The 18,414-nt window shown below is 66.1% G+C and carries 15 protein-coding genes; 10 read left to right on the forward strand and 5 right to left on the reverse strand.

The window, feature by feature from the left end; translation table 11 throughout:
• Window positions 1–350: 350 nt before the first annotated feature.
• The 3 genes from SRAH_RS03365 to SRAH_RS11925 are packed head-to-tail and all read left to right on the forward strand — an operon-like array spanning window position 351 to window position 6,113.
• Window positions 351–2,588: a putative bifunctional diguanylate cyclase/phosphodiesterase gene (locus tag SRAH_RS03365; protein ID WP_052369068.1), complete on the forward strand. Its 2,238-nt coding sequence runs from the start codon at window positions 351–353 to the stop codon at window positions 2,586–2,588.
• Between the two features lie 37 nt (window positions 2,589–2,625).
• A complete protein-coding gene (locus SRAH_RS03370) occupies window positions 2,626–3,765 on the forward strand; it encodes an ABC transporter substrate-binding protein (protein ID WP_076606974.1) in 1,140 nt (379 codons plus the stop codon).
• Window positions 3,762–6,113 (forward strand): PAS domain-containing sensor histidine kinase, encoded by a 2,352-nt coding sequence (locus SRAH_RS11925; RefSeq protein ID WP_052369069.1) that lies wholly within the window; start codon window positions 3,762–3,764, stop codon window positions 6,111–6,113. Before SRAH_RS03370 ends, SRAH_RS11925 begins: the two co-directional genes overlap by 4 nt.
• Here SRAH_RS11925 and SRAH_RS03380 read toward each other — a convergent pair whose 3' ends face one another.
• Window positions 6,114–6,965 (reverse strand): class III extradiol dioxygenase family protein, encoded by an 852-nt coding sequence (locus tag SRAH_RS03380; RefSeq protein ID WP_029461944.1) that lies wholly within the window; start codon window positions 6,963–6,965, stop codon window positions 6,114–6,116.
• Between the two features lie 59 nt (window positions 6,966–7,024).
• Window positions 7,025–7,408 (reverse strand): protocatechuate 4,5-dioxygenase subunit alpha, encoded by a 384-nt coding sequence (locus SRAH_RS03385; RefSeq protein WP_029461945.1) that lies wholly within the window; start codon window positions 7,406–7,408, stop codon window positions 7,025–7,027.
• 97 nt (window positions 7,409–7,505) lie between these two features.
• Between SRAH_RS03385 and SRAH_RS03390 the strand changes: the two genes are divergently transcribed.
• Window positions 7,506–8,489, forward strand: coding sequence for a LysR family transcriptional regulator (locus SRAH_RS03390; RefSeq protein WP_197537844.1), 984 nt, complete (start codon window positions 7,506–7,508; stop codon window positions 8,487–8,489).
• Here the strand turns inward: SRAH_RS03390 and SRAH_RS03395 are convergent.
• Entirely contained in the window at window positions 8,410–9,348 is a 939-nt protein-coding gene (locus tag SRAH_RS03395; RefSeq protein ID WP_232840975.1) for a helix-turn-helix domain-containing protein, read from the reverse strand. The genes SRAH_RS03390 and SRAH_RS03395 overlap by 80 nt on opposite strands.
• Before the next feature lie 280 nt (window positions 9,349–9,628).
• On the opposite strand from SRAH_RS03395, the gene SRAH_RS03400 reads away from it, so the two are divergent.
• Genes SRAH_RS03400 through SRAH_RS03410 form a run of 3 tightly spaced genes read left to right on the forward strand, consistent with a single transcriptional unit; the run spans window position 9,629 to window position 12,477 of the window.
• Complete coding sequence (locus SRAH_RS03400) at window positions 9,629–10,810, forward strand: cytochrome P450 (protein WP_029461948.1); 1,182 nt, start codon at window positions 9,629–9,631, stop codon at window positions 10,808–10,810.
• Window positions 10,811–10,842: 32 nt separating this feature from the next.
• Window positions 10,843–11,166: a 2Fe-2S iron-sulfur cluster-binding protein gene (locus tag SRAH_RS03405; RefSeq protein WP_029461949.1), complete on the forward strand. Its 324-nt coding sequence runs from the start codon at window positions 10,843–10,845 to the stop codon at window positions 11,164–11,166.
• A gap of 24 nt (window positions 11,167–11,190) precedes the next feature.
• A complete protein-coding gene (locus SRAH_RS03410) occupies window positions 11,191–12,477 on the forward strand; it encodes an NAD(P)/FAD-dependent oxidoreductase (protein ID WP_045476028.1) in 1,287 nt (428 codons plus the stop codon).
• Window positions 12,478–12,505: 28 nt separating this feature from the next.
• On the opposite strand, the gene SRAH_RS03415 is transcribed toward SRAH_RS03410, so the two are convergent.
• Window positions 12,506–12,706, reverse strand: a complete 201-nt coding sequence (locus SRAH_RS03415) for a YqaE/Pmp3 family membrane protein (protein ID WP_029461951.1) — start codon at window positions 12,704–12,706, stop codon at window positions 12,506–12,508.
• A gap of 254 nt (window positions 12,707–12,960) precedes the next feature.
• Here SRAH_RS03415 and SRAH_RS03420 point away from each other — a divergent pair, with 254 nt between their 5' ends.
• The gene (locus SRAH_RS03420; RefSeq protein WP_029461952.1) at window positions 12,961–14,310 is read left to right on the forward strand and encodes an esterase-like activity of phytase family protein; all 1,350 of its coding nucleotides are present in this window, start codon (window positions 12,961–12,963) and stop codon (window positions 14,308–14,310) included.
• Window positions 14,311–14,339: 29 nt separating this feature from the next.
• On the opposite strand, the gene SRAH_RS03425 is transcribed toward SRAH_RS03420, so the two are convergent.
• The gene (locus tag SRAH_RS03425; protein WP_029461953.1) at window positions 14,340–15,260 is read right to left on the reverse strand and encodes a LysR family transcriptional regulator; all 921 of its coding nucleotides are present in this window, start codon (window positions 15,258–15,260) and stop codon (window positions 14,340–14,342) included.
• Between the two features lie 170 nt (window positions 15,261–15,430).
• On the opposite strand from SRAH_RS03425, the gene metE reads away from it, so the two are divergent.
• Both metE and SRAH_RS12775 read left to right on the forward strand, forming a co-directional pair.
• Window positions 15,431–17,734: a 5-methyltetrahydropteroyltriglutamate--homocysteine S-methyltransferase gene (metE, locus tag SRAH_RS03430; RefSeq protein WP_045476030.1), complete on the forward strand. Its 2,304-nt coding sequence runs from the start codon at window positions 15,431–15,433 to the stop codon at window positions 17,732–17,734.
• 122 nt (window positions 17,735–17,856) lie between these two features.
• The coding region (locus tag SRAH_RS12775; protein ID WP_171816024.1) for a Na+/H+ antiporter subunit E at window positions 17,857–18,414 on the forward strand (558 nt) is incomplete at its 3' end.

Consider the following 18,414-nt stretch of genomic DNA (forward strand, 5'->3'; position numbering starts at 1 on the left):
TTGCCCCTACGCTCAGACCAGCGTATCTTGATGGCGCTTGCAAGCTATGTTCCATACCGTTTCCCAACTTTCGTTTCTAAACATCCGTGTGGGCATCAAAGCCCAAATGCTGCCCAAATGCACGCAAAGTGCGTAAGCAGTGCGTAAGCGGGGCGCATATTAACTCAAAGTCAGCGTTTGCACCGGGCTGGCAAGCAGACTCCCTCTACGCAAAATGCTATTATGAGCCGCTAAATCGCTTTTTGCGCGTGTTGTTGGCACATGCACGCAGTGCACCATCCAGCACCTCCGCATCGGCGCCACTACATGCTGCCCCTAAACCCGCACCATCAGCTTCAACGATTGCATACATGACCGGCAAACCCTTGCAAGACCCGGCCGACATCTTCGTCTTTGCCGATGACCGCCCTGTGACGCCCCAAGACCTCACGCCGCCTAGCAAGCCTTGGCGCGTGCTGGTGGTCGATGACGACCCCGACGTGCACATCAGCACCGCCTTTGCGCTCGACCTCACCTGGACGTTGGAGCGCCCGATCGAGCTGCTGCGGGCCGAATCCGCAGCCCAAGCGCGCCAGATCTTGGCCGAAAACGCCGACATCGCCGTGGTCTTGCTCGACGTGGTGATGGAAACCGCCGACGCCGGCTTGTTGCTGGTGGACTACATCCGGCGCGAGCTCGGCCTGAGCGCCACGCGCATCGTGCTGCGCACCGGCCAGCCCGGCTACGCCCCCGAGCACGAGACCTTGGCGCGCTACGACATCAACGACTACCGCTCCAAGTCCGAACTCACGCAGCACAAACTCGTCTCCACCCTGATGGCGGCGGTGCGCGCCTACGAGCAGGTGCGAACCATTGAAGCCAGCCGGCGCGGCCTGCAGCAGATCGTGCTCAGCTCGGCCGAGCTGATGCAATTGAGCGGTTTGCAGCGCTTTGCCGACGGCGTGCTGACGCAGGTGGCGGCCTTGCTGGGCGTGTCGCCGCACGGCTTGGTTTGCGCCCAAGGCCCGGCCCCGGGCGGCCCCTACACGGTGCTGGCCGCCGCCGGCCCTTTCGTGGCCCTAATCAACCAGCCGCTCGATGCGCTCAATGGCCACCCAGCCTTGGCGCATCTGCGACGGGCCCTGAAAAACCAGTGCAGCCAGTGGGGGGCCACCGAAACCGTGCTCTACGTGGGCAGCGAGCGCGGTTTGGACATGGCGATTTATCTGCCCACCCCGCTTCCACACGACGAAATCACGCGCCAACTGCTCGACGTGCTGTGCGTCAATCTCAGCGCCTGCCTGCGCAACCTCGACCTCGTGCAGCGCCTGCAACTGGTGGCCTACCAAGATCCGCTGCTGGGTATTGCGAACCGGGCCAGCTTGATCGAACGCATCGAGCGCACCGAGCACGGCAGCCATGCACTGCACCGCCTCATTTTGGCCGACATCGACGACTTCAACGGCATCAACGAGCTCATGGGGCACCCTTTTGGCGACCGGGTGCTGCAGGCCGTGGCGCAGCGTCTGCTCGATTGCCTGCCGGCAGCCGTCACGGTGGCGCGCGTCTCGGGCAATGCCTTCGGCCTGTTTGGAGCCAACGAAGCGCTGCAAGCCGATCGGGTTCAACGAGCCCTCGAAGCGCCCCTGAGCGTGGCTGGCCAGCCCTTCAAGGTGCGGCTTTCCATGGGTTGTTGTGAAGAGGCAGACCTGAGCCCATCGGGCGCCGATGCGCTCAAAAACGCCTCCATCGCGCTCAAGCACGCCAAGCTGCAGCACCGGGGTGCCTTGGTCTGCTTCGACGCCGACATGGCGCAGCGCTCGCGCCACCACGCCGAGCTGCTGGAGCGCCTCACCGCCGCCTTCAACGACAAGCAGTTGTTCCTCGTCTATCAGCCGCAAATCGACCTCGAGTCGGGCGCCGTAATCGGCCTCGAAGCCCTGCTGCGCTGGCGCCGCGAAGACGGCCAAATGGTGCCGCCCGACCGTTTTATCCCGGTGGCTGAACAGTCGGGTCTGATCGACAGCTTGGGGTTGTGGGTCTTTAAAACCGCCTGCCACGATATGCAGCGCCTGATTGCAGCCGGCTTGGCCCCCAAGCTGATGGCAGTCAACGTGTCGGTGGCGCAGTTCAAGAACCCCGCCTTTGTGGGTCAGATCGAACAGGCTTTGCTCGATTCGGGCCTGGCGGCGAACCGGGTCGAGCTCGAAATCACCGAATCGGTGGCGGCGCTTGGGCACGGCGTGGTCGAGCCCCTGCTGCAGCGCTTGCGCCGGCTGGGGTTTTCGGTGGCCATTGACGATTTTGGCACCGGCTATTCTTCGCTGGCCTATCTGGAGCGGCTGCCGCTGGACCGCATCAAGATCGACCGCGAGTTTGTGAGCCAGTTGCAGCAGGGCCAAGAAGCGCGCATCGCGGCCCTGATCGCCCAGCTGGGTGCCAAACTCGGGCTGCGCGTGCTGGCCGAAGGCATCGAAGACGCGGCGGTGTGGCGCAAACTGCAGGCCATCGGCTGCCACGAGGGGCAAGGCTTTCACATCGCCAAGCCCATGCCTTTTGATGATCTGCCAGCATGGTTGCGCGAGTGGAACACCCGTGCACACGGCTAAACCAGCGTGCCCCCCTAATGCAACCCACAAAGCCAGCATGAGCACCGCCAATCCGACGCGCCGCCGCTTGCTGCTGCGCGCGGCCGCTTGGCCCATAGGGAGTGCCCTTGCGGCAGCCGGCTTATCGGCTTGTGCGCAGCAGACTCCGGTTCGGCTGGCCGTGCTGGGAGGGCTCACAGGGCCTGTCAGCGATTTGGGTCTGGCCATGCGTGATGGTGTGTTGCTGGCAGTCGAGCTTGCACGCGCGGCCGGGCGGGCGGTTGAGCTGCTGGAATTTGACGATGCACAAAACCCCAACAAGCTGCCCGAGGTGGCGCTGCGCATGGCCAGCGCGCAGGTGGCTGCCGTGGTTGGGCCGGTAACCAGCAACATTGCACAAGCCTGGATCCCCTTGGCGCAGCAGCATGGATTGCTCACGGTGTCGCCAGCCGCGACCAGCGACGATTTCAGCGGCCTAGATGACCAGTTTTTCCGCGTCAGCGCCAGCACGAGTGAGTACGCCACGCAAAGCGCTGCTTTCGCAGTGCAGCGGCGCGGCTGGCGCCGGCTGGCACTGATCCGCGACGACTCCAACGCCGTTTTCACGCGCAGTTGGGCCGATTTTTTTGCAACCCAAGCACGCAGCTTGGGGGCCACGGTGGCCGAACCGGTGCCGTACCGCGGACCGCTAACACCACTGCAAGCGCAAACCGTGCTGCAGCAAGCCCTTGAGCAGCAGCCCGAGGTGCTGGTGTTGGTCGCCAACGCCAATGACGCGGCCTTGCTGGCTCAACTGGCGCGGCAGCTCCAGCCAGCCACAGCGCTCTTTGCCGCCGAATGGGCCTCATCGAGGCAGCTCATCGTGCGTGGCGGACGCGCCGTGGAGGGCATGTTGGTCGCGCAATTTGTCGATCGCAACAACCGCTCTGAAAGCTACCTGCTGTTTTTGCAACGTTTTGAGCAGCGCTTTCGGCGCTCCCCCGAGTTTGCCGAAGTCGTGGCCTACGACGCCGCCCAAGTTCTGCTGCACGGATTGGCGCAGCAGGCGCCGGACGAAACCCTCAAAGCCACGCTGCTGCGCGTGCGCACCTTCCCCGGCTTGCAAGACGCCATCACCTTTGACGATTATGGCGACAGCCAACGCCCCATGGTGATGAGCGAAATCCGCAATGGCCGTTTCATCACCCTTGGCGCATGAAAGTGGTGCGCACGCTGTCGATCCGCCGCCTGCTGGTGGGCCAGTTCGCGCTGGTGCTGGTGTTGGCGATTGCCTTGGTGGTGGTGATGATGGTGGCGTGGCGCCTGCCCCTGGCCCGTGAACAGCAGCGCCACGAGCAGCAGCGCATGGCCGCCGTGGTGGCGCAGCAGGTGCAGGGGCGGCTCGATGTCACCGAGTTGCTCACGGCCATGTTGAGAGGTGCCCACCCCGCCGGGCCGATCGAGGGCGGATTGGTCCACCCCCAAGTGCGCCGGTTTGCGCAGCAACTGGCCGATCAGGCCATCACGTTTCAGGCCATTTACTGGGTCGGTCCAGACGGTTTGGTGATCGATTTCGTGCTTCCCTTCAGCCTTGACGAACCCGCTGTCATGGCCCGGGTGGGGGCCGACCTGAGCAATCTGCCGGTTTTGCGCTTGGCGGCCCAAGGTCAACATCCGGTTTGGAGCGACCAGTACCTCTCACCTCTGATGGGGCTGCCGGTGGTGGCACTGGCACTGCCGTTGCCCAATGGTTTCATGATCGCCGAAGTCTCGGTGCAAGAATTGGTGGCCGCCACCGCCGACTGGGGCGCGCACGGCGATCTGCTGGTGTTGCTCACCGATGGCACGGGCGAGTTGCTCGGCTCACCCGACCCGCTCGACCCGCTGCACCGGCGCAACATCGCCAACCTAGCGCCGATCGCCCACGCCCTCGGCGGGACGCAGGCGCACGGTCGCATCGATCACTTGGGCGAAACCTTCGAGGGCTATGCCCTGCGCATCGACCGCCTAGGATGGGTGGCTTTCACGGGCCAGCCGCTGCTGCTGGCTCGCACCGGCGAACGGGCGGCCATCGTCGTCACCGGGCTGACGGTGTTGTTTGCAATTGGCTTTGGCTTGCTGCTCAACCTGCTCGTGGCCACGCGCATCGGGCGCCACCTGCGCCGCAGCGTGGCCTATTCCGACGCTGTGGCGCGCGGCGACTACGACGCTGCACCGCCCCACAGCCGCATCACCGAGGTGCAGCACCTAGAGCGCAGCCTAAGCCGCATGGCGCTGGAAATCCGGCGCCGCGAGCAGCAGATGCGCGCCATCATTGACCTCGGACCCACGGTGGCGGTGCAGATTTACGACCGCAATAGCCGCGTGATCGATTGGAACCCAGCCTCGGAGCGCATGCTGGGCTACAGCCGCCAGCAGGCGCTGGGCAAGCGGCCTGGCGAGCTGTACTACGATGCCCAGCAACAGGCCGACTTTGAAGCCATCTTGGCGCGCATCGCCGAAACCGGCGCCCCCTTTGGCCCCTTCGAAGGCGCGCTGCGTGGAGCCGATGGCAACTTGCGCTGGATTTATTCCACCACGTTTGCGATACCCGGGCCACAAGAGGGCGAGCTGCAGTTCGTCTGCATGGACATTGACATCAGCGAGATCAAACGGCTCGAAACCGAGCTGCGCAACCTCAACAGCGAGCTCGAAGACCGGGTGCAGTTGCGCACCCAGAGCCTTGAACAAGCCAACAACGAATTGCAGCGCACCCTGAGCGAGCTGCGCTCGACCCAAGACCGCCTGCTGCAAGCCGACAAACTGGCCGCCTTGGGCAGCTTGGTGGCCGGGGTGGCGCACGAGCTCAACACCCCGATCGGCAACGCCATGATGGCCGCCAGCACCCTAAGCGAGAGCCTGCGCCAGTTCCACCAGCGTTTGCAGCAAGGGCTGCGGCGCAGCGACCTCGATGCCTTTGTGGCGCAAGTGGGCACGGCCGATGAAATCGCCATCCGCAACCTAGAGCGGGCCGGCGAGCTCATCAGCAGCTTCAAGCAGGTGGCGGTGGACCAGACCAGCTCGCAACGGCGCCGCTTCGACCTGGCCGAGGTGGTGCATGAAATCTTGCTCACGCTGCAACCGGTGCTCAAGCGCAGCCCGTTTGCGGTCGAGGTGCAGGTACCAAGCGGTATCTGGCTCGACAGCTACCCTGGTCCGCTTGGGCAGGTGCTGGCCAACCTGATCCAGAACGCCTTGGTGCATGGGCTGCAGGGCCGACCCAGCGGCAGCGTGCGCATTGAGGCCGCCATCGAAGACGGGCAGTTTTGGCTCAGCGTGAGCGACGACGGCAAGGGCATTGCACAGCACCTGCAAGACCGCGTGTTCGAACCCTTCTTCACCACCCGCTTGGGTCAAGGGGGCAGCGGGCTGGGCCTGCACATCGTGCACAACCTCGTGACCGGGGTGCTGGGGGGGCGCATCGCGCTCCAGAGCAACCCGGGCCATGGGGCGCGCTTCACCATCCAGTGCCCGCTGGTGGCCCCACGCGAGGCCGCATCAGTCAGCGGCAACCCCGAGCCCGCTTGATCAGGCCAGACACTCCAGCGCCAGCACGCCGGTGGCGGTATTCGAGATCGGGATGTGGTAGTTGCTGTGCACCTTGCGCACCCCGGCCCCGCCGCGTGTCAGGGCGGCGCGCATGGCCAGCCACATCAGCAGCTCCACGCCCTGGGTGCCGGCGCGCTCGACCAGCTCCAGATCGCTGAACTGGGTCGCCCACTCGGGGTTGGAGACCATGCTCTCTAGGAACTGCTGGTCAAAGGCCTTGTTGATGAAGCCGGCGCGCTCGCCTTCGAGCTGGTGGCTTAAGCCCCCGGTGGCCATGACCAGCACCCGCTTGTCGCTCTGCCAAGCGGCGATTGCTTCGCCCACTGCTTGGCCGAGCTTGTAAACCCGCCGCGCCGTGGGCAGCGGAAACTGAACGGTGTTGATGTCGATCGGCACGATCTGCACCGGGGCCACCTCGTGCGTGGGCCAAAACAGCTTCAAGGGCAGCGAACAGGCGTGATCGACCAGCATCTCTTGGCAAGTCACGATATCAAACTCGCTTGCCACCAGGTGCCGGATGATCTGCCACGAAAGCTCCGGGCAGCCCGCCAGCGGCGGCAGCGTGGGGATGCCCCAGCCTTCGTCGGCGTTGCGGTACTCGGCCGCGGCCCCAACGGCAAAGGTGGGCATTTTGTCGAGGAAGAAGTTGAGCCCGTGGTCGTTGTAGAACACCACCACCACCTCGGGGCGCACCTGTTCGAGCCAGCGGTGGATGGGGGGAAAGCCGTCGAAAAAGGGCTTCCAGTAGGGCTCTTGCTGCCAGCCTTTGGCCAGCGCGTGGCCGATGGCCGGAATGTGCGAGGTGGCCAAGCCACCGAGTAGGGTTGCCATGATGGGGGTTTCCTTGGGACGATGCTGAGGATGGGTGGGTTGCAGGCGCGGGTGGGGGGTTAGCGCGCAGCCGCTGGCCAGTCGGGCTGTTGGTTGGCCGCTGCCAGTTTGGCCATGAACTCGGGCTTGCTGACGCCGGTTTGCTGGGCCCCGATGTCTTGCATATTGAGGCCGAAAATGCCGGCAAACTTGGCCAGGTAGTAGGCGTTGCCACCGGCTTGCAGCAGCGCCAGCACCTGCTTGGAGCGCACCGCCTCGGCCTGCTGCGGGTTCAGGCCGTACTGGGCCATGTAGCCTTCGGGGTCGGCCACGAAGGCCTCGCGATTGGCCTTGTCGTTGAAAGAAAAACACATTTTGTTGAGCGCATAGCCTTTTTTGGCCATGCTGCCGTCAAACGGGGTGGTGCCGGGGATGTCGTGGGTGCCTGCTAGAGGGCTGCTCATGATCGGGTCTCCTGATGGGGGCGGGTAGCGCGCTTGGAATGCGTACAGTGGCGCCAGTGTGGCGCATGAATTGACTTCGATCAAGCAATCAGTCATCATGCAACCCATGAATGATTTAGATTGGTCGGCGTTGGATGCGCGCCTGCTGCGCGTGTTGGTGGCGGTGACTCAAAGCGGCTCGGTCACGGCCGCCGCCCAGCGCCTTGGGGTGACGCAGTCGGCGGTGAGCCACCAGCTCGATCGGCTGCGCGCCATCGTGGGCGACCCGCTGTTTGTCAAGTCCGGGCGCGGCATCGTGGCCACGGCGCGCACCGAAGCCTTGCTGGCACCGGCGCAGGCCTTGCTGCAAGAAATGGAGCGCTTTGCCCAGCGCGAGCGCTTCGAGCCGGCCCAGTGGGAGGCCAGCCTCACCCTGGCGGCCAACGATTTGCAGCGCGACCTGCTGCTGCCGCCGCTGTTGCAGCGCCTGCAACAACTGGCGCCCAAGGTGCAGCTGCGCGTCATCCCCTCGGGCATCCCGAGCCTGGAGCTGCTGCGCCAGCAGCAGTGCCAGCTGGTGCTCAGCCCGCGCCCGCCCGATGGCACCGACATTGTGCAAAAGCGCCTGTTCGAAGACGCCTACCGGGTCTTTTACGACCCCGCCCAGCGCGCCGCCCCGCGCGACCTAGACGACTATCTGGCTGCCGAGCACGCCACCGTGGTCTATGAGCCAAACCGGCCGCTCGACCTCGACCAGTGGCTGCTCGGGCGCGGCGTGCAGCGGCGCTTTCGGGTGCTGGTGCCGGGTTTTGCTGGCTTGGCTTCGTTCCTGCCCGGCAGCCGCTTGCTGGCCACGGCGCCCGGTTTGCTGCAGCGTCACCTGCTGCGCGGCCTAGCCAGCGCCGCCCCGCCCCTGCCCTGCCCGCCCTTGCCCATGTATATGGTCTGGCACCTGCGGCACCAGCACGACCCGGCGCAGCGCTGGCTGCGCGAGCAAATCGAGGCGCTGTTGCCAGCCGTGCTCAGCCCGCCGTTGGGGGCTGGCCCGCCTGCTGCTGCGCCAGCCGGTACTGCTGTGGGCTCAGGCCGGTGCGGCGCTTGAAGAAGCGCGAAAAATAGGCCGGGTCTTCGAATCCGAGTTCGAGCGCCAGACTGGCCGCCGGCGCCGCAATGTAGATCAGGCGGCGGCAGGCTTCGCGCGTCAGGCGCTCGTGCACCAGTTCCAGCGCGCTGCAGCCGCTGGCGCTGCGCGTGAGGCGGTTCAGGCGCTGCAAGGAAAGGCCCAGGCGCTCGCCGTAGCGCTGCAAGGGCCAGTGCTCCAAAAAGTGCTGCTCCACCAGCCACAAAAAGCGGGTGTAGAGGGCCTGGTGCCGGTGCGCCCGCTCACCCACGGCGGCGGCCTGGCGCTGCAGCGCACTGGCCTGCGCCAGCCGCCAGACCAGCGCCCGCGCCAGCCAGCCCAACACCGGCGCGGCGCCAGCCCCGGCCGGCCTTTGAAACTCGTGCGCGAGCTCCCGGAACAAGGTGTCGAGCCGCTGCGCCGCGTCGTCGTCGGGCAAAAAGTGCAACAGGCGCGGGGCCGTGAACAGCTCTTGAAAGGCTGCCCCTAGCGCGCCCGTCTCGCCCTCAAGCAGCCCGCGTGCGCTCAGCGTGAGCACGCGGCCATCGGTCTCGGGCGCAAAACGAAAGCCGTGCACCACCGTGGGCGGCAGCACGATCGCCGCCGGGGCCTGCACCTCGGCGCGGTGCTCGTCGAGCAGCACCTCGGCTTGGCCGCGCCACAACCACAGCACCTGGTACAGGCCCTGGTGCGTGTGCGGCTGAATCTCCCAGTGATACAGGCGGCTGCGCGACTGCACTTCCTCGATGTGCAGCAGCTCGTGCCCCGGCACCGCGGCCTCGCCGTAAAGCGCAAAGCTGGGGATGTGGCTGCCGCCACCCCACGGTGGGCTGGAAGGCACGGCCCTGTGGCCGACAGCGCCAGGAGCGCCCGCAACGCCCGCAGTGCCCGGCCCCAATGCGGTGCCTGGTGCACCCCGCGCGTTTAGCGAGCCTTGCGGCCAAGACGGAAAAGGGCGATTGCTCATGGCTGCATTTTGATCCAAAAGTACCAGCAATCGGCGCATTTTTTGCACGCTCCAAAAGCCCGCCCGGCCCTACAGTTCCACCTTGGGCCCGCTGGCCGCACAGCCGCAGCCCACACAGAGCGCCCCGAGCGCCCCACAAAACAGGAGACCCGCCATGACCCCCTTCCAGTTCGACCCCTACGCACCGGCCGTCGATGCCGACCCCTTCCCCTACTACCACCGCCTGCGCGAGGAATTTCCCTGCTTTTGGAGCGAGCAGGCGCAGATGTGGGTGCTGTCGCGCTACGCCGACATCGTCAGCGCGCTCAACGACTGGCAGACCTACTCCAGCGCCAGCGGCAACCTGATGACCGAACTGCCCGGCCGCGCCGGTGCCACCCTGGGCAGCTCGGATCCACCCCGGCACGACCGCCTGCGCGCGCTGGTGCAGCACGCTTTCATGAAGCGCAACCTGCTGGCGCTCGAAGAGCCGATCCGCGCGGTGGCGCAGCAGGTGTTTGGCCAACTGCAGGGCGTAGATCAGTTTGATTTCAAAGACGTGTCGTCGCAGTTCACGGTCAAGGTGCTGATGACTGCGCTCGGCCTGCCGATGGGCGATGAAGCGCTGGTGGCCGAGCACGAGGTGCGCGACCACGCGGTGCTGATGGTGCAAAGCGACGCCCGCACCCGCGCCAAAGGCCCCGAGCACATCGCCGCCTACCAGTGGATGCAAAACTACGCCGCGCAAGTGATCGCGCTGCGCCGCGCCGAGCCGCGCAACGACCTGATTAGCCACTTTGCCATGGCCGAGATCGACGGCGACCGCCTCGACGAGCGCGAGGTGCTGCTCACCACCACCACCCTGATCATGGCCGGGGTCGAATCGCTGGGCGGCTTCATGATGATGCTGGCCTACAACCTGGCCAGCTTCCAAGAGGCACGCCGCGCCGTGGTGGCCGACCCCGCGCTGCTGCCCGACGCGATCGAAGAAAGCCTGCGCTACAACACCTCGGCGCAGCGCTTTCGCCGCCGCCTGATGTGCGACGTGACGCTGCACGGCCAAACCATGCGCCAAGGCGATTTCGTCTGCCTGGCCTACGGCAGCGGCAACCGCGACCCACGTCAGTTCCCCCAGCCCGACCGCTACGACCTGGCGCGCAAACCGCGTGGCCACCTCGGCTTTGGCGGCGGCGTGCACGCCTGCCTAGGCACCGCGATTGCGCGGCTGGCGCTCAAAATCGCCTTCGAAGAATTCCACCGCGTGGTGCCCGAGTACCATCGGGTGGCCGATCAACTGCCTTGGATGCCCTCGTCCACCTTTCGCAGCCCGCTGGTGCTCGAACTGGCCGTTGGCTGAAACCGCCCCGTTATTTATTTGGATGCACCTGCATGGCACAAATCACCTACATCGAAGCCCACGGCCACGCCACCACGGTCGATCTGCCCGAGGGCTGGAACCTGATGCAAGGCGCCATCGCCAACGGCATCGAAGGCATACTGGGCGAATGCGGTGGCTCCTGCGCCTGCGCCACCTGCCACTGCTACGTCGATGAAAGCCGCCTGCCCGAACTGGCCGCGCCCAGCCAGACCGAGCTCGACATGCTCGAACACGTGGCCGCCGAGCGCCGCCCCAACAGCCGCCTGGCCTGCCAGCTCAAGTCCACGGCGCGGCTCGACGGCCTGATCCTGCATCTGCCGGCCACGCAAGAATAAGCGACCAGCCCCACAGGACGCACCATGATCCCACCCCGCCTGCTCGAACCCAGCCCCAGCCCAGGCCCGCAACCCGAGGCCGGCGTTTTGATCGTCGGTGCCGGGCAGGCCGGCGTGCAGACCGCCGAGGCGCTGCGCAGCGGCGGCTACAGCGGCCCCATCACCCTGTTGGGCGAAGAGCCGCACGCGCCCTACCACCGCCCGCCCCTGTCCAAAGCCTGGCTGTGTGGCGAGCTGCAAGCAGCCCAGTTGCTGATGCGCGCCCCCGAAGCGCTGGCGCGCAAGGGCATCGAGCTGCGCCTGGGCGTGCGCGTGCAAGCCATCGACCGGGCGCAGCGCCGCCTGCACTTGGCCGACGGCAGCGCCCTGCCCTACGCCGCGCTGGTGCTGGCCACCGGGGCCAGCCCGCGCACGCTGGCGCTGCCAGGCGCCCAAGCCGCCGGCGTGCTCACCCTGCGCGGGCTTGACGACGCCAGCGCCTTGGCGGCCCACTTGGCCGACTGCCAGCGTCGCCAGCAGCCCCTGCTGGTGATCGGCGGCGGCTTCATCGGGCTCGAAGTGGCGGCCAGCGCACGCAAGCTCGGGCTCGAAGTCACCGTGCTCGAAGCCGCGCCGCGGCTGCTGGGCCGCGTGCTGGCCCCGGCCTTGTCGGACTGGTTTTCCGATCTGCACCGCCGCCATGGGGTGCAAGTGCGGCTAGGCGCGCAACTGGCTGCGCTCGAAACCGGCCCCGACGGGCAGGTGTGCGGTGCCCGCCTGGCCGACGGCAGCTTTTGCCCCGGCGCTGCGGTGCTGGTCGGCATTGGGGTGCAAGCCAAGGACGCGCTGGCCCAAGCCGCCGGGCTGGCGTGCGAGCGCGGCATCGTGGTCGATGCCTGCGGGCGCAGCAGCGACGCACAGATCTACGCCGCCGGCGACTGCACCGCGCGCCGCCTGCCCGACGGCACCCTGTTGCGGCTGGAATCGGTGCACAACGCCACCGAACAGGCCAAGAGCGTGGCCGCCGCCATCCTCGGGCAAGAGCGCCCCTTCACCGCCACGCCCTGGTTCTGGAGCGAGCAGTACGACAAAAAACTGCAAATGGCGGGCCTGAGCGCCGGCGCCGACCAGTGGGCGCTGCGCGGCACCCTAGATGCCGCCGCCTTCAGCCTGTACCACTTCCAAGGCGCACGCTTGCTGGCAGTGGACAGCGTCAACGCCACCCGCGAGCACCTGCAGGCGCGCAAGCTGCTCGACGCCGGCGTTTCACCCACCCCGGAACAAGCCGCCGACCCCGGCTTCGACCTAGGTAGCCTGCTGCCTGCGGGCTGAAGCCGCCTGCCCGGCTCAGCGGTCAGCCTCAGTCGTTGCGCTGCGTTCCCAAGGCGCGCCTGATTTTCTGGTCGGTCTTGTACTGGCTCAGCGCGTACACCGACCAGATCGCCGCCGGAATCCAGCCGATGATGGTGATTTGCAAAAACAGGCAAAACAAACCGGCAAACGGCCGTCCGATGGTGAAAAACTGCAACCAAGGCAAAAATATTGCCAGCAAAAGACGCATGAGGGTTCCTACTTGGTAAACCGGGGCTGTTGATCCATGGGGCGCTTGCAACAGCCGCCCACCCCCCGCGGCCCTATTCTGCCACTGCAATGGTTCTAGTGCCAAAGAGCCGCGCTTGCCCGGCCCCATGCACAACGGACAGCCCAGCCCACTTTCACGAAAGCTTCATCAGCCAGTCGCCCGGCTTTCACAAGCGGCTGGCACAGTGGGCAGTGGACCACCATCCCATCCACCCACCACGCATCCATCCGCCCATGAAACCCTCGTTCTGCGTTGCTGCCGCCCTGTCGCTGGGGCTGCTCTGTGCCCCGGCCATGGCCCAGACCGAATTTCCGGCCCGCCTAGCAGGCCATGCCATTTTGCCCGCGCTCACCCTGGTTGCGGCCCCGGCCGGCGCGCCCGCCGACCTGCAGGTGAGCGGCAAGTTCACCACCGCGCAGCGCGCCGACGCCATCGCCAGCATCGAGGGCCGCTCGGGTGGCCGCCCAACCGGCATTCAAGTGCCCTTTCGCGGCCAGCCCATGCAGGGGCATTCGGGCATTTTGCACAACGCCGACGGCAGCTTTTGGCTGCTGACCGACAACGGAGCCGGCAACCGCGCCAACTCGCCCGACTTCATGCTGCACCTGAGCCGCTACCGCATCAACTTCCAGACCAACCGCTGGGAACGGCTCGAAACCGTGTTCCTGCACGACCCCGATCGGCGCGTGCCCTTTCGCATCATCCACGAAGGCACGCCGCAGCGCTTCCTGACCGGCTCCGACTTTGACCCCGAAGGTGTGCAGATCGCGGGCGGGCATTTCTGGATCGGTGACGAGTTCGGCCCCTACCTAATCAAGGTGGACCTGCAAGGCCGCGTGCGTGGCGTGTTCGAAACCCAGGTGGATGGCCGCACCGTGGTCTCGCCCGACCACCCCTCGGTGCGCACGCCCGCCATTCCGGGCGGCGAAGTGGCCTTCCAAGTGCGCCGCTCGCGTGGTTTTGAGGGCCTGGCCGCTTCGCCCGATGGCAGCCGCCTGTTTGCCATGCTCGAAGGCCCGCTCTGGGACGCCAGCACCCGCGCCTTCGAACAACGCGATGGCCGCGCCTTTTTGCGCGTGCTCGAGTTCGATGTGCAAACCGAGCGCTGGACTGGCCGCCAGTGGCGCTACACGCTCGAAGGCGAAAACCACGCCATTGGCGACTTCAACTTCATCGACAGCACCACCGCCCTCGTGATCGAGCGCGACAACGGCGAAGGCACCGCCGACCGCGCCTGCCCGGCGGGCCAGCGCCGCACCGACTGCTTCCACGACATCGCCCGCTTCAAGCGCGTTTACAAAATCGAGCTGAGCGAGGCCAACGTCAACGACGCGGTGCGCAAGATCGGCTTCATTGACCTGATGCGCATCCAAGACCCGAACCGGCGCGCGCGGGTGCCGCTCAACGACGGCGTGCTGACCTTTCCCTTCTTCACCATCGAAAACGTCGATGTGGTCGATGCGCGCCACATCGTGGTGGGCAACGACAACAACCTGCCCTTCTCCAGCAGCCGCCACCCCAACCGCGCCGACGACAACGAACTGGTGCTGCTCGACGTGAGCGAGCTGCTGGCGGCGCGCTGAGTGTGCGCTGAATGTGCTGCGCCGCCGGCCTAGAAGAGGGGCACGGACCGCGCACCAGACGGCGGCGCGGCGCCCAAGCGCACCAGCTCCAGCAGATCGCTGATGTAGGGCACGGCTTGGTCTGCGCTGCGCAGCCCTAGGTGGATGTGCTTGTGTATGCCACGGGCACCCAGCCGCACGGCCACGATAGGCAGGCGGTTGCGGTGCGCCTGCACCACCCAAAGCGGCAGCGCCGTCACGCCGCGCCCACTGGCCACCAGTTGCAACAGCACCTCGGTGTTTTCTACCGTTTTGTGTAAGCGCGGCGCCACCCCGGCTGGAGTCAAAAACTGATTGAACACATCGAGCCGCTCGGGCGGCACGGGGTAGGTTAGCAGCACCTCGCCCCCCAAGTGCTCGGGCTGCACCTGCTCCTGCGCGGCCAATGGGTGTTCCTGCGCCAGCACCAGCACCTGCTCGTAGGCGTACACCGGCTCAAAATGCAGGCCCGGTTTGTGGTGCGGATCGGGTGTGACGAGCACGTCGATGTCGTGGGCAAACAAGGCCCCAATACCGCCGAACTCAAACTTTTGTTTCACATCCAAGTCCACATCGGGCCAACGTGCTAGGTACGGGGCCACGTGCTGCAACAGCCACAAATAGCAGGGGTGACACTCCATGCCGATGCGCAAGCTGCCGCGCTCGCCCCGCGCAAACTGGCGCAGGCGCTGCTCGGCGTGCTCGAGCTGCGGCAACAGGCGTTGCGCCAGATTGAGCAGGTACTGCCCGGCCTGGGTGGGAATGAGGCGACGGCCCTCGCGCCGCCAGACGGGCGTGCCAAAGCGGTCTTCGAGCTTGCGCATGCTGTGGCTCAGGGCCGACTGCGTCAGGTGCAGGCGCTGCGCCGCTGCGGTAAGGGAGCCGGTGCGCTCAACCTCGCGCAAAATTGCCAAATGAGACCGCTCTAGCATGATTTTCAATCATTGAAATCTGAACAAAGACCATTTTACTTCATTGATAAGCGCAGGCATCATCGGTTTGGCAGGCCTTTGGCAACGCACGCAGCGCGGCCAGATGCCGGCCACAGCGCCCATTGGGGGCGTTCCTGTGTCTGTCTGAATCGCAACCGCATTGGAGTGAGATGGTTACCACCCACAACTTGGGATTTCCGCGCATGGGTTTGCGCCGGGAACTGAAATTCGCCCTTGAGGCCTACTGGCGTGCCGAATCCGACTCGGCCACGCTGCTCGATTGCGCCCGCACCCTGCGCCAGCGCCACTGGACCTTGCAAAACGGGCTCGATTGGGTTCCAGTGGGCGACTTTTCGCTCTACGACCACATGCTGGACATGAGTTTTACCCTGGGGCACCTGCCCGAGCGGGCGCAGGGTTTTGAGGGCGACGAACTGGAGCGCTACTTCCGGCTGGCGCGCGGCCAAGGCCGCTCGGCTTGCTGCGGCAGCGCCATTGCAGCCGCCGAAATGACCAAGTGGTTCGACACCAACTACCACTACCTGGTGCCCGAGTTCGACGCCCAGACCCGCTTCGAGCTCGACGACCGCCGCCTGCGCCAGCAATGGGGCGAAGCCTTGGCCCAAGGGGTGCGCGCCAAGCCGGTGCTGATCGGCCCGGTCACTTATCTGTGGCTGGGCAAGATGCGCGGCGGGGGTGACCGCCTGCACCTGTTGCCGGCCTTGCTTGAGGTGTACGCCGAGTTGCTCAAGCGCCTGCATGCGTGGGGAGCCACTTGGGTGCAAATCGACGAACCGATTTTGGTGCAAGACCTCGACCCGGATTGGCAACACGCCTTCAACCTGGCCTACCACCAGCTCAAAAACACCTCTGTGCAAATCCTGCTGACCAGCTACTTTGGGGGTTTGGGCGAGAACCGCTACCTGGCGGCGAATTTGCCGGTGGCGGGCCTGCACCTGGACGCCGTGCGCGGTCGCGACGACGTGGCGGCGCTGCTCAACATCCTGCCCTCGACCAAGGTGCTGTCCTTGGGCGTGATCGACGGCCGCAACATCTGGAAAACCGACCTCGAGGCCACGCTCAATTGGCTCGAACCCATTGCCCAGCGGCTGCAAGAGCGGCTTTGGATCGCGCCCTCGTGCTCGCTGCTGCACGTGCCGCTGGACTTGGCGACCGAGCCCGCGCTCGATCCATCCTTGCGCTCTTGGCTGTCTTTTGCGCGCCAAAAGCTGCACGAGCTGGAGCTGTTGGCGCGCGCCCTCAGACTCGGGCGCCAGAGCGTGGCGTCCGAACTGCTGGCGCACCAGCAAGGGCTGAACCAGCGCGCCCAATCCCCTTTGGTGCACCGCCCCGAGGTGCAAGCCGCCCTGCGCGCCAGCGGCGCCTTGCCCATTGAGCGCCGCAGCCCCTACACCGAGCGCGAACGCAAGCAGCAAGCCGCGCTGCAACTGCCTCTGTGGCCCACCACCACCATCGGCTCTTTTCCACAAACCGGGCCGATCCGTCAGGCCAGACAGCGCTTCAAAAGCGGCCTGATCGATGCCGCCACTTATGAGCAGGCGATGCGCGACGAGATTGCCTTGTGCGTGCGCGAGCAAGAAACCCTAGGGCTCGATGTGCTGGTGCACGGCGAAGCCGAGCGCAATGACATGGTGGAGTACTTTGGTGAGCAGCTTGAAGGTTTTGCCTTCACCGCCAACGGATGGGTGCAATCGTATGGCTCGCGCTGCGTCAAGCCGCCCATTTTGTATGGCGACGTGCAGCGCCGCCAGCCCATGACGGTGCACTGGAGCCGCTACGCCCAGTCGCTTACACGCAAGCCCATGAAAGGCATGCTCACCGGGCCGGTGACGGTGCTCAACTGGTCCTTTGTGCGCGACGACCAGCCGCGTCAGACGAGCTGCCGCCAGATCGCTCTGGCGCTGCGCGCCGAAGTGCTCGACCTAGAGCAGGCCGGCATCGCAGTGATCCAGATCGACGAACCTGCGCTGCGCGAAGGCTTGCCCCTCAAACGGGCCGAGCAGGCGGCCTACCTCGATTGGGCGGTGGCCTGTTTTGGCTTGACCGCCAACGGGGTGCGCGACGAGACGCAGATCCACACCCACATGTGCTACGCCGAGTTCAACGACATCATCGAACACATTGCGCGCCTCGATGCCGACGTCATCACCATCGAGACGGCCCGTTCGGCGCTGGATTTGCTCGAAGCCTTCGAGCGCTACGCCTACCCCAACGCAATTGGCCCCGGGGTTTACGACATCCACTCGCCCAACCAGCCCGAAGTTGGGCGCATGGTGGCGCTGTTGAGCAGTGCCGCCCAGCGCCTGCCGCTCGAACGGCTCTGGGTCAACCCCGATTGCGGTCTCAAAACGCGCCAGTGGTCAGAAGTGAAGCCGGCCCTGCAGCGCATGGTGCAGGCGGCACAGCAGTTGCGTCAAACGCACCGCCCGAGCCGGTTGCAGACTGCAAACTAAGGTCTGCGCGCCACCTGCCCCCTCTACAATGAAGCGCAGGCGTGCCACTGGGGCGCGCCCGCATTCACGAGCGAGGTGTCGCGTTGGCTTTGCTTGAGCGTTTGCGCCTAGGTGTGCGCAGCTTGGCCCTGCCCACCCTGGCCTTGGGGCTGGTCTGGCTGCTGCTGTTGCGCCAGCCCGGGGGCTGGCCGCAGGCCGATGGCTGGGTGCTGGGCGCGCTGGCCGTGGCGCTGGCCTTGTGGGCGCGGCAGCGCTGCACCACCGCCCCTGCCACGCCCCCCACCCCCCGGCTGCGCTGGCGTGCCCTGCCGCGCCTGCTGGGGGTGTTCGTCGTGCAGTCGCTGCTGGGCGCGCTGGACGTGACGCGGCGCGTCTGCAGCCCGCGCATGCCGCTGCAGCCGGGCCTGCTGGAGCTGGCGCTGCGCCTGCCCACCGAGGGTCAGCAGGTGCTGCTGGCGCTGCTGGTGAGCCTGATGCCGGGCACCCTGGCGGCACGGCTCGAAGGCGGCCGCCTGACGCTGCATGCGCTCGATACCCGTTTGCCCATCGAGGCCGAGGTGCGGCGCCTGGAGGGGTTGATCGCGGCCTTGTACGCATCCTCGCCCTCATCCTCGCCCTCATCCGCCACCTCATCCGCCACCTCATCCGCCACCTCATCCGCCACCTCATCCGCCACCTCA

This window comes from Serpentinimonas barnesii (genome assembly GCF_000696225.1).
GTDB classification, from domain to species: domain Bacteria; phylum Pseudomonadota; class Gammaproteobacteria; order Burkholderiales; family Burkholderiaceae_C; genus Serpentinimonas; species Serpentinimonas barnesii.

Excerpts from the sequence above, each read along its gene's own strand:
- SRAH_RS03365 (WP_052369068.1), top strand. The coding sequence starts at position 351 with ATGACCGGCAAACCCTTGCAAGACCCGGCCGACATCTTCGTCTTTGCC.
- SRAH_RS03370 (WP_076606974.1), top strand. The coding sequence starts at position 2,626 with ATGAGCACCGCCAATCCGACGCGCCGCCGCTTGCTGCTGCGCGCGGCC.
- SRAH_RS11925 (WP_052369069.1), top strand. The coding sequence starts at position 3,762 with ATGAAAGTGGTGCGCACGCTGTCGATCCGCCGCCTGCTGGTGGGCCAG.
- SRAH_RS03380 (WP_029461944.1), bottom strand. The coding sequence starts at position 6,965 with ATGGCAACCCTACTCGGTGGCTTGGCCACCTCGCACATTCCGGCCATC.
- SRAH_RS03385 (WP_029461945.1), bottom strand. The coding sequence starts at position 7,408 with ATGAGCAGCCCTCTAGCAGGCACCCACGACATCCCCGGCACCACCCCG.
- SRAH_RS03390 (WP_197537844.1), top strand. The coding sequence starts at position 7,506 with ATGCAACCCATGAATGATTTAGATTGGTCGGCGTTGGATGCGCGCCTG.
- SRAH_RS03400 (WP_029461948.1), top strand. The coding sequence starts at position 9,629 with ATGACCCCCTTCCAGTTCGACCCCTACGCACCGGCCGTCGATGCCGAC.
- SRAH_RS03405 (WP_029461949.1), top strand. The coding sequence starts at position 10,843 with ATGGCACAAATCACCTACATCGAAGCCCACGGCCACGCCACCACGGTC.
- SRAH_RS03410 (WP_045476028.1), top strand. The coding sequence starts at position 11,191 with ATGATCCCACCCCGCCTGCTCGAACCCAGCCCCAGCCCAGGCCCGCAA.
- SRAH_RS03415 (WP_029461951.1), bottom strand. The coding sequence starts at position 12,706 with ATGCGTCTTTTGCTGGCAATATTTTTGCCTTGGTTGCAGTTTTTCACC.
- SRAH_RS03420 (WP_029461952.1), top strand. The coding sequence starts at position 12,961 with ATGAAACCCTCGTTCTGCGTTGCTGCCGCCCTGTCGCTGGGGCTGCTC.
- SRAH_RS03425 (WP_029461953.1), bottom strand. The coding sequence starts at position 15,260 with ATGCTAGAGCGGTCTCATTTGGCAATTTTGCGCGAGGTTGAGCGCACC.
- metE (WP_045476030.1), top strand. The coding sequence starts at position 15,431 with ATGGTTACCACCCACAACTTGGGATTTCCGCGCATGGGTTTGCGCCGG.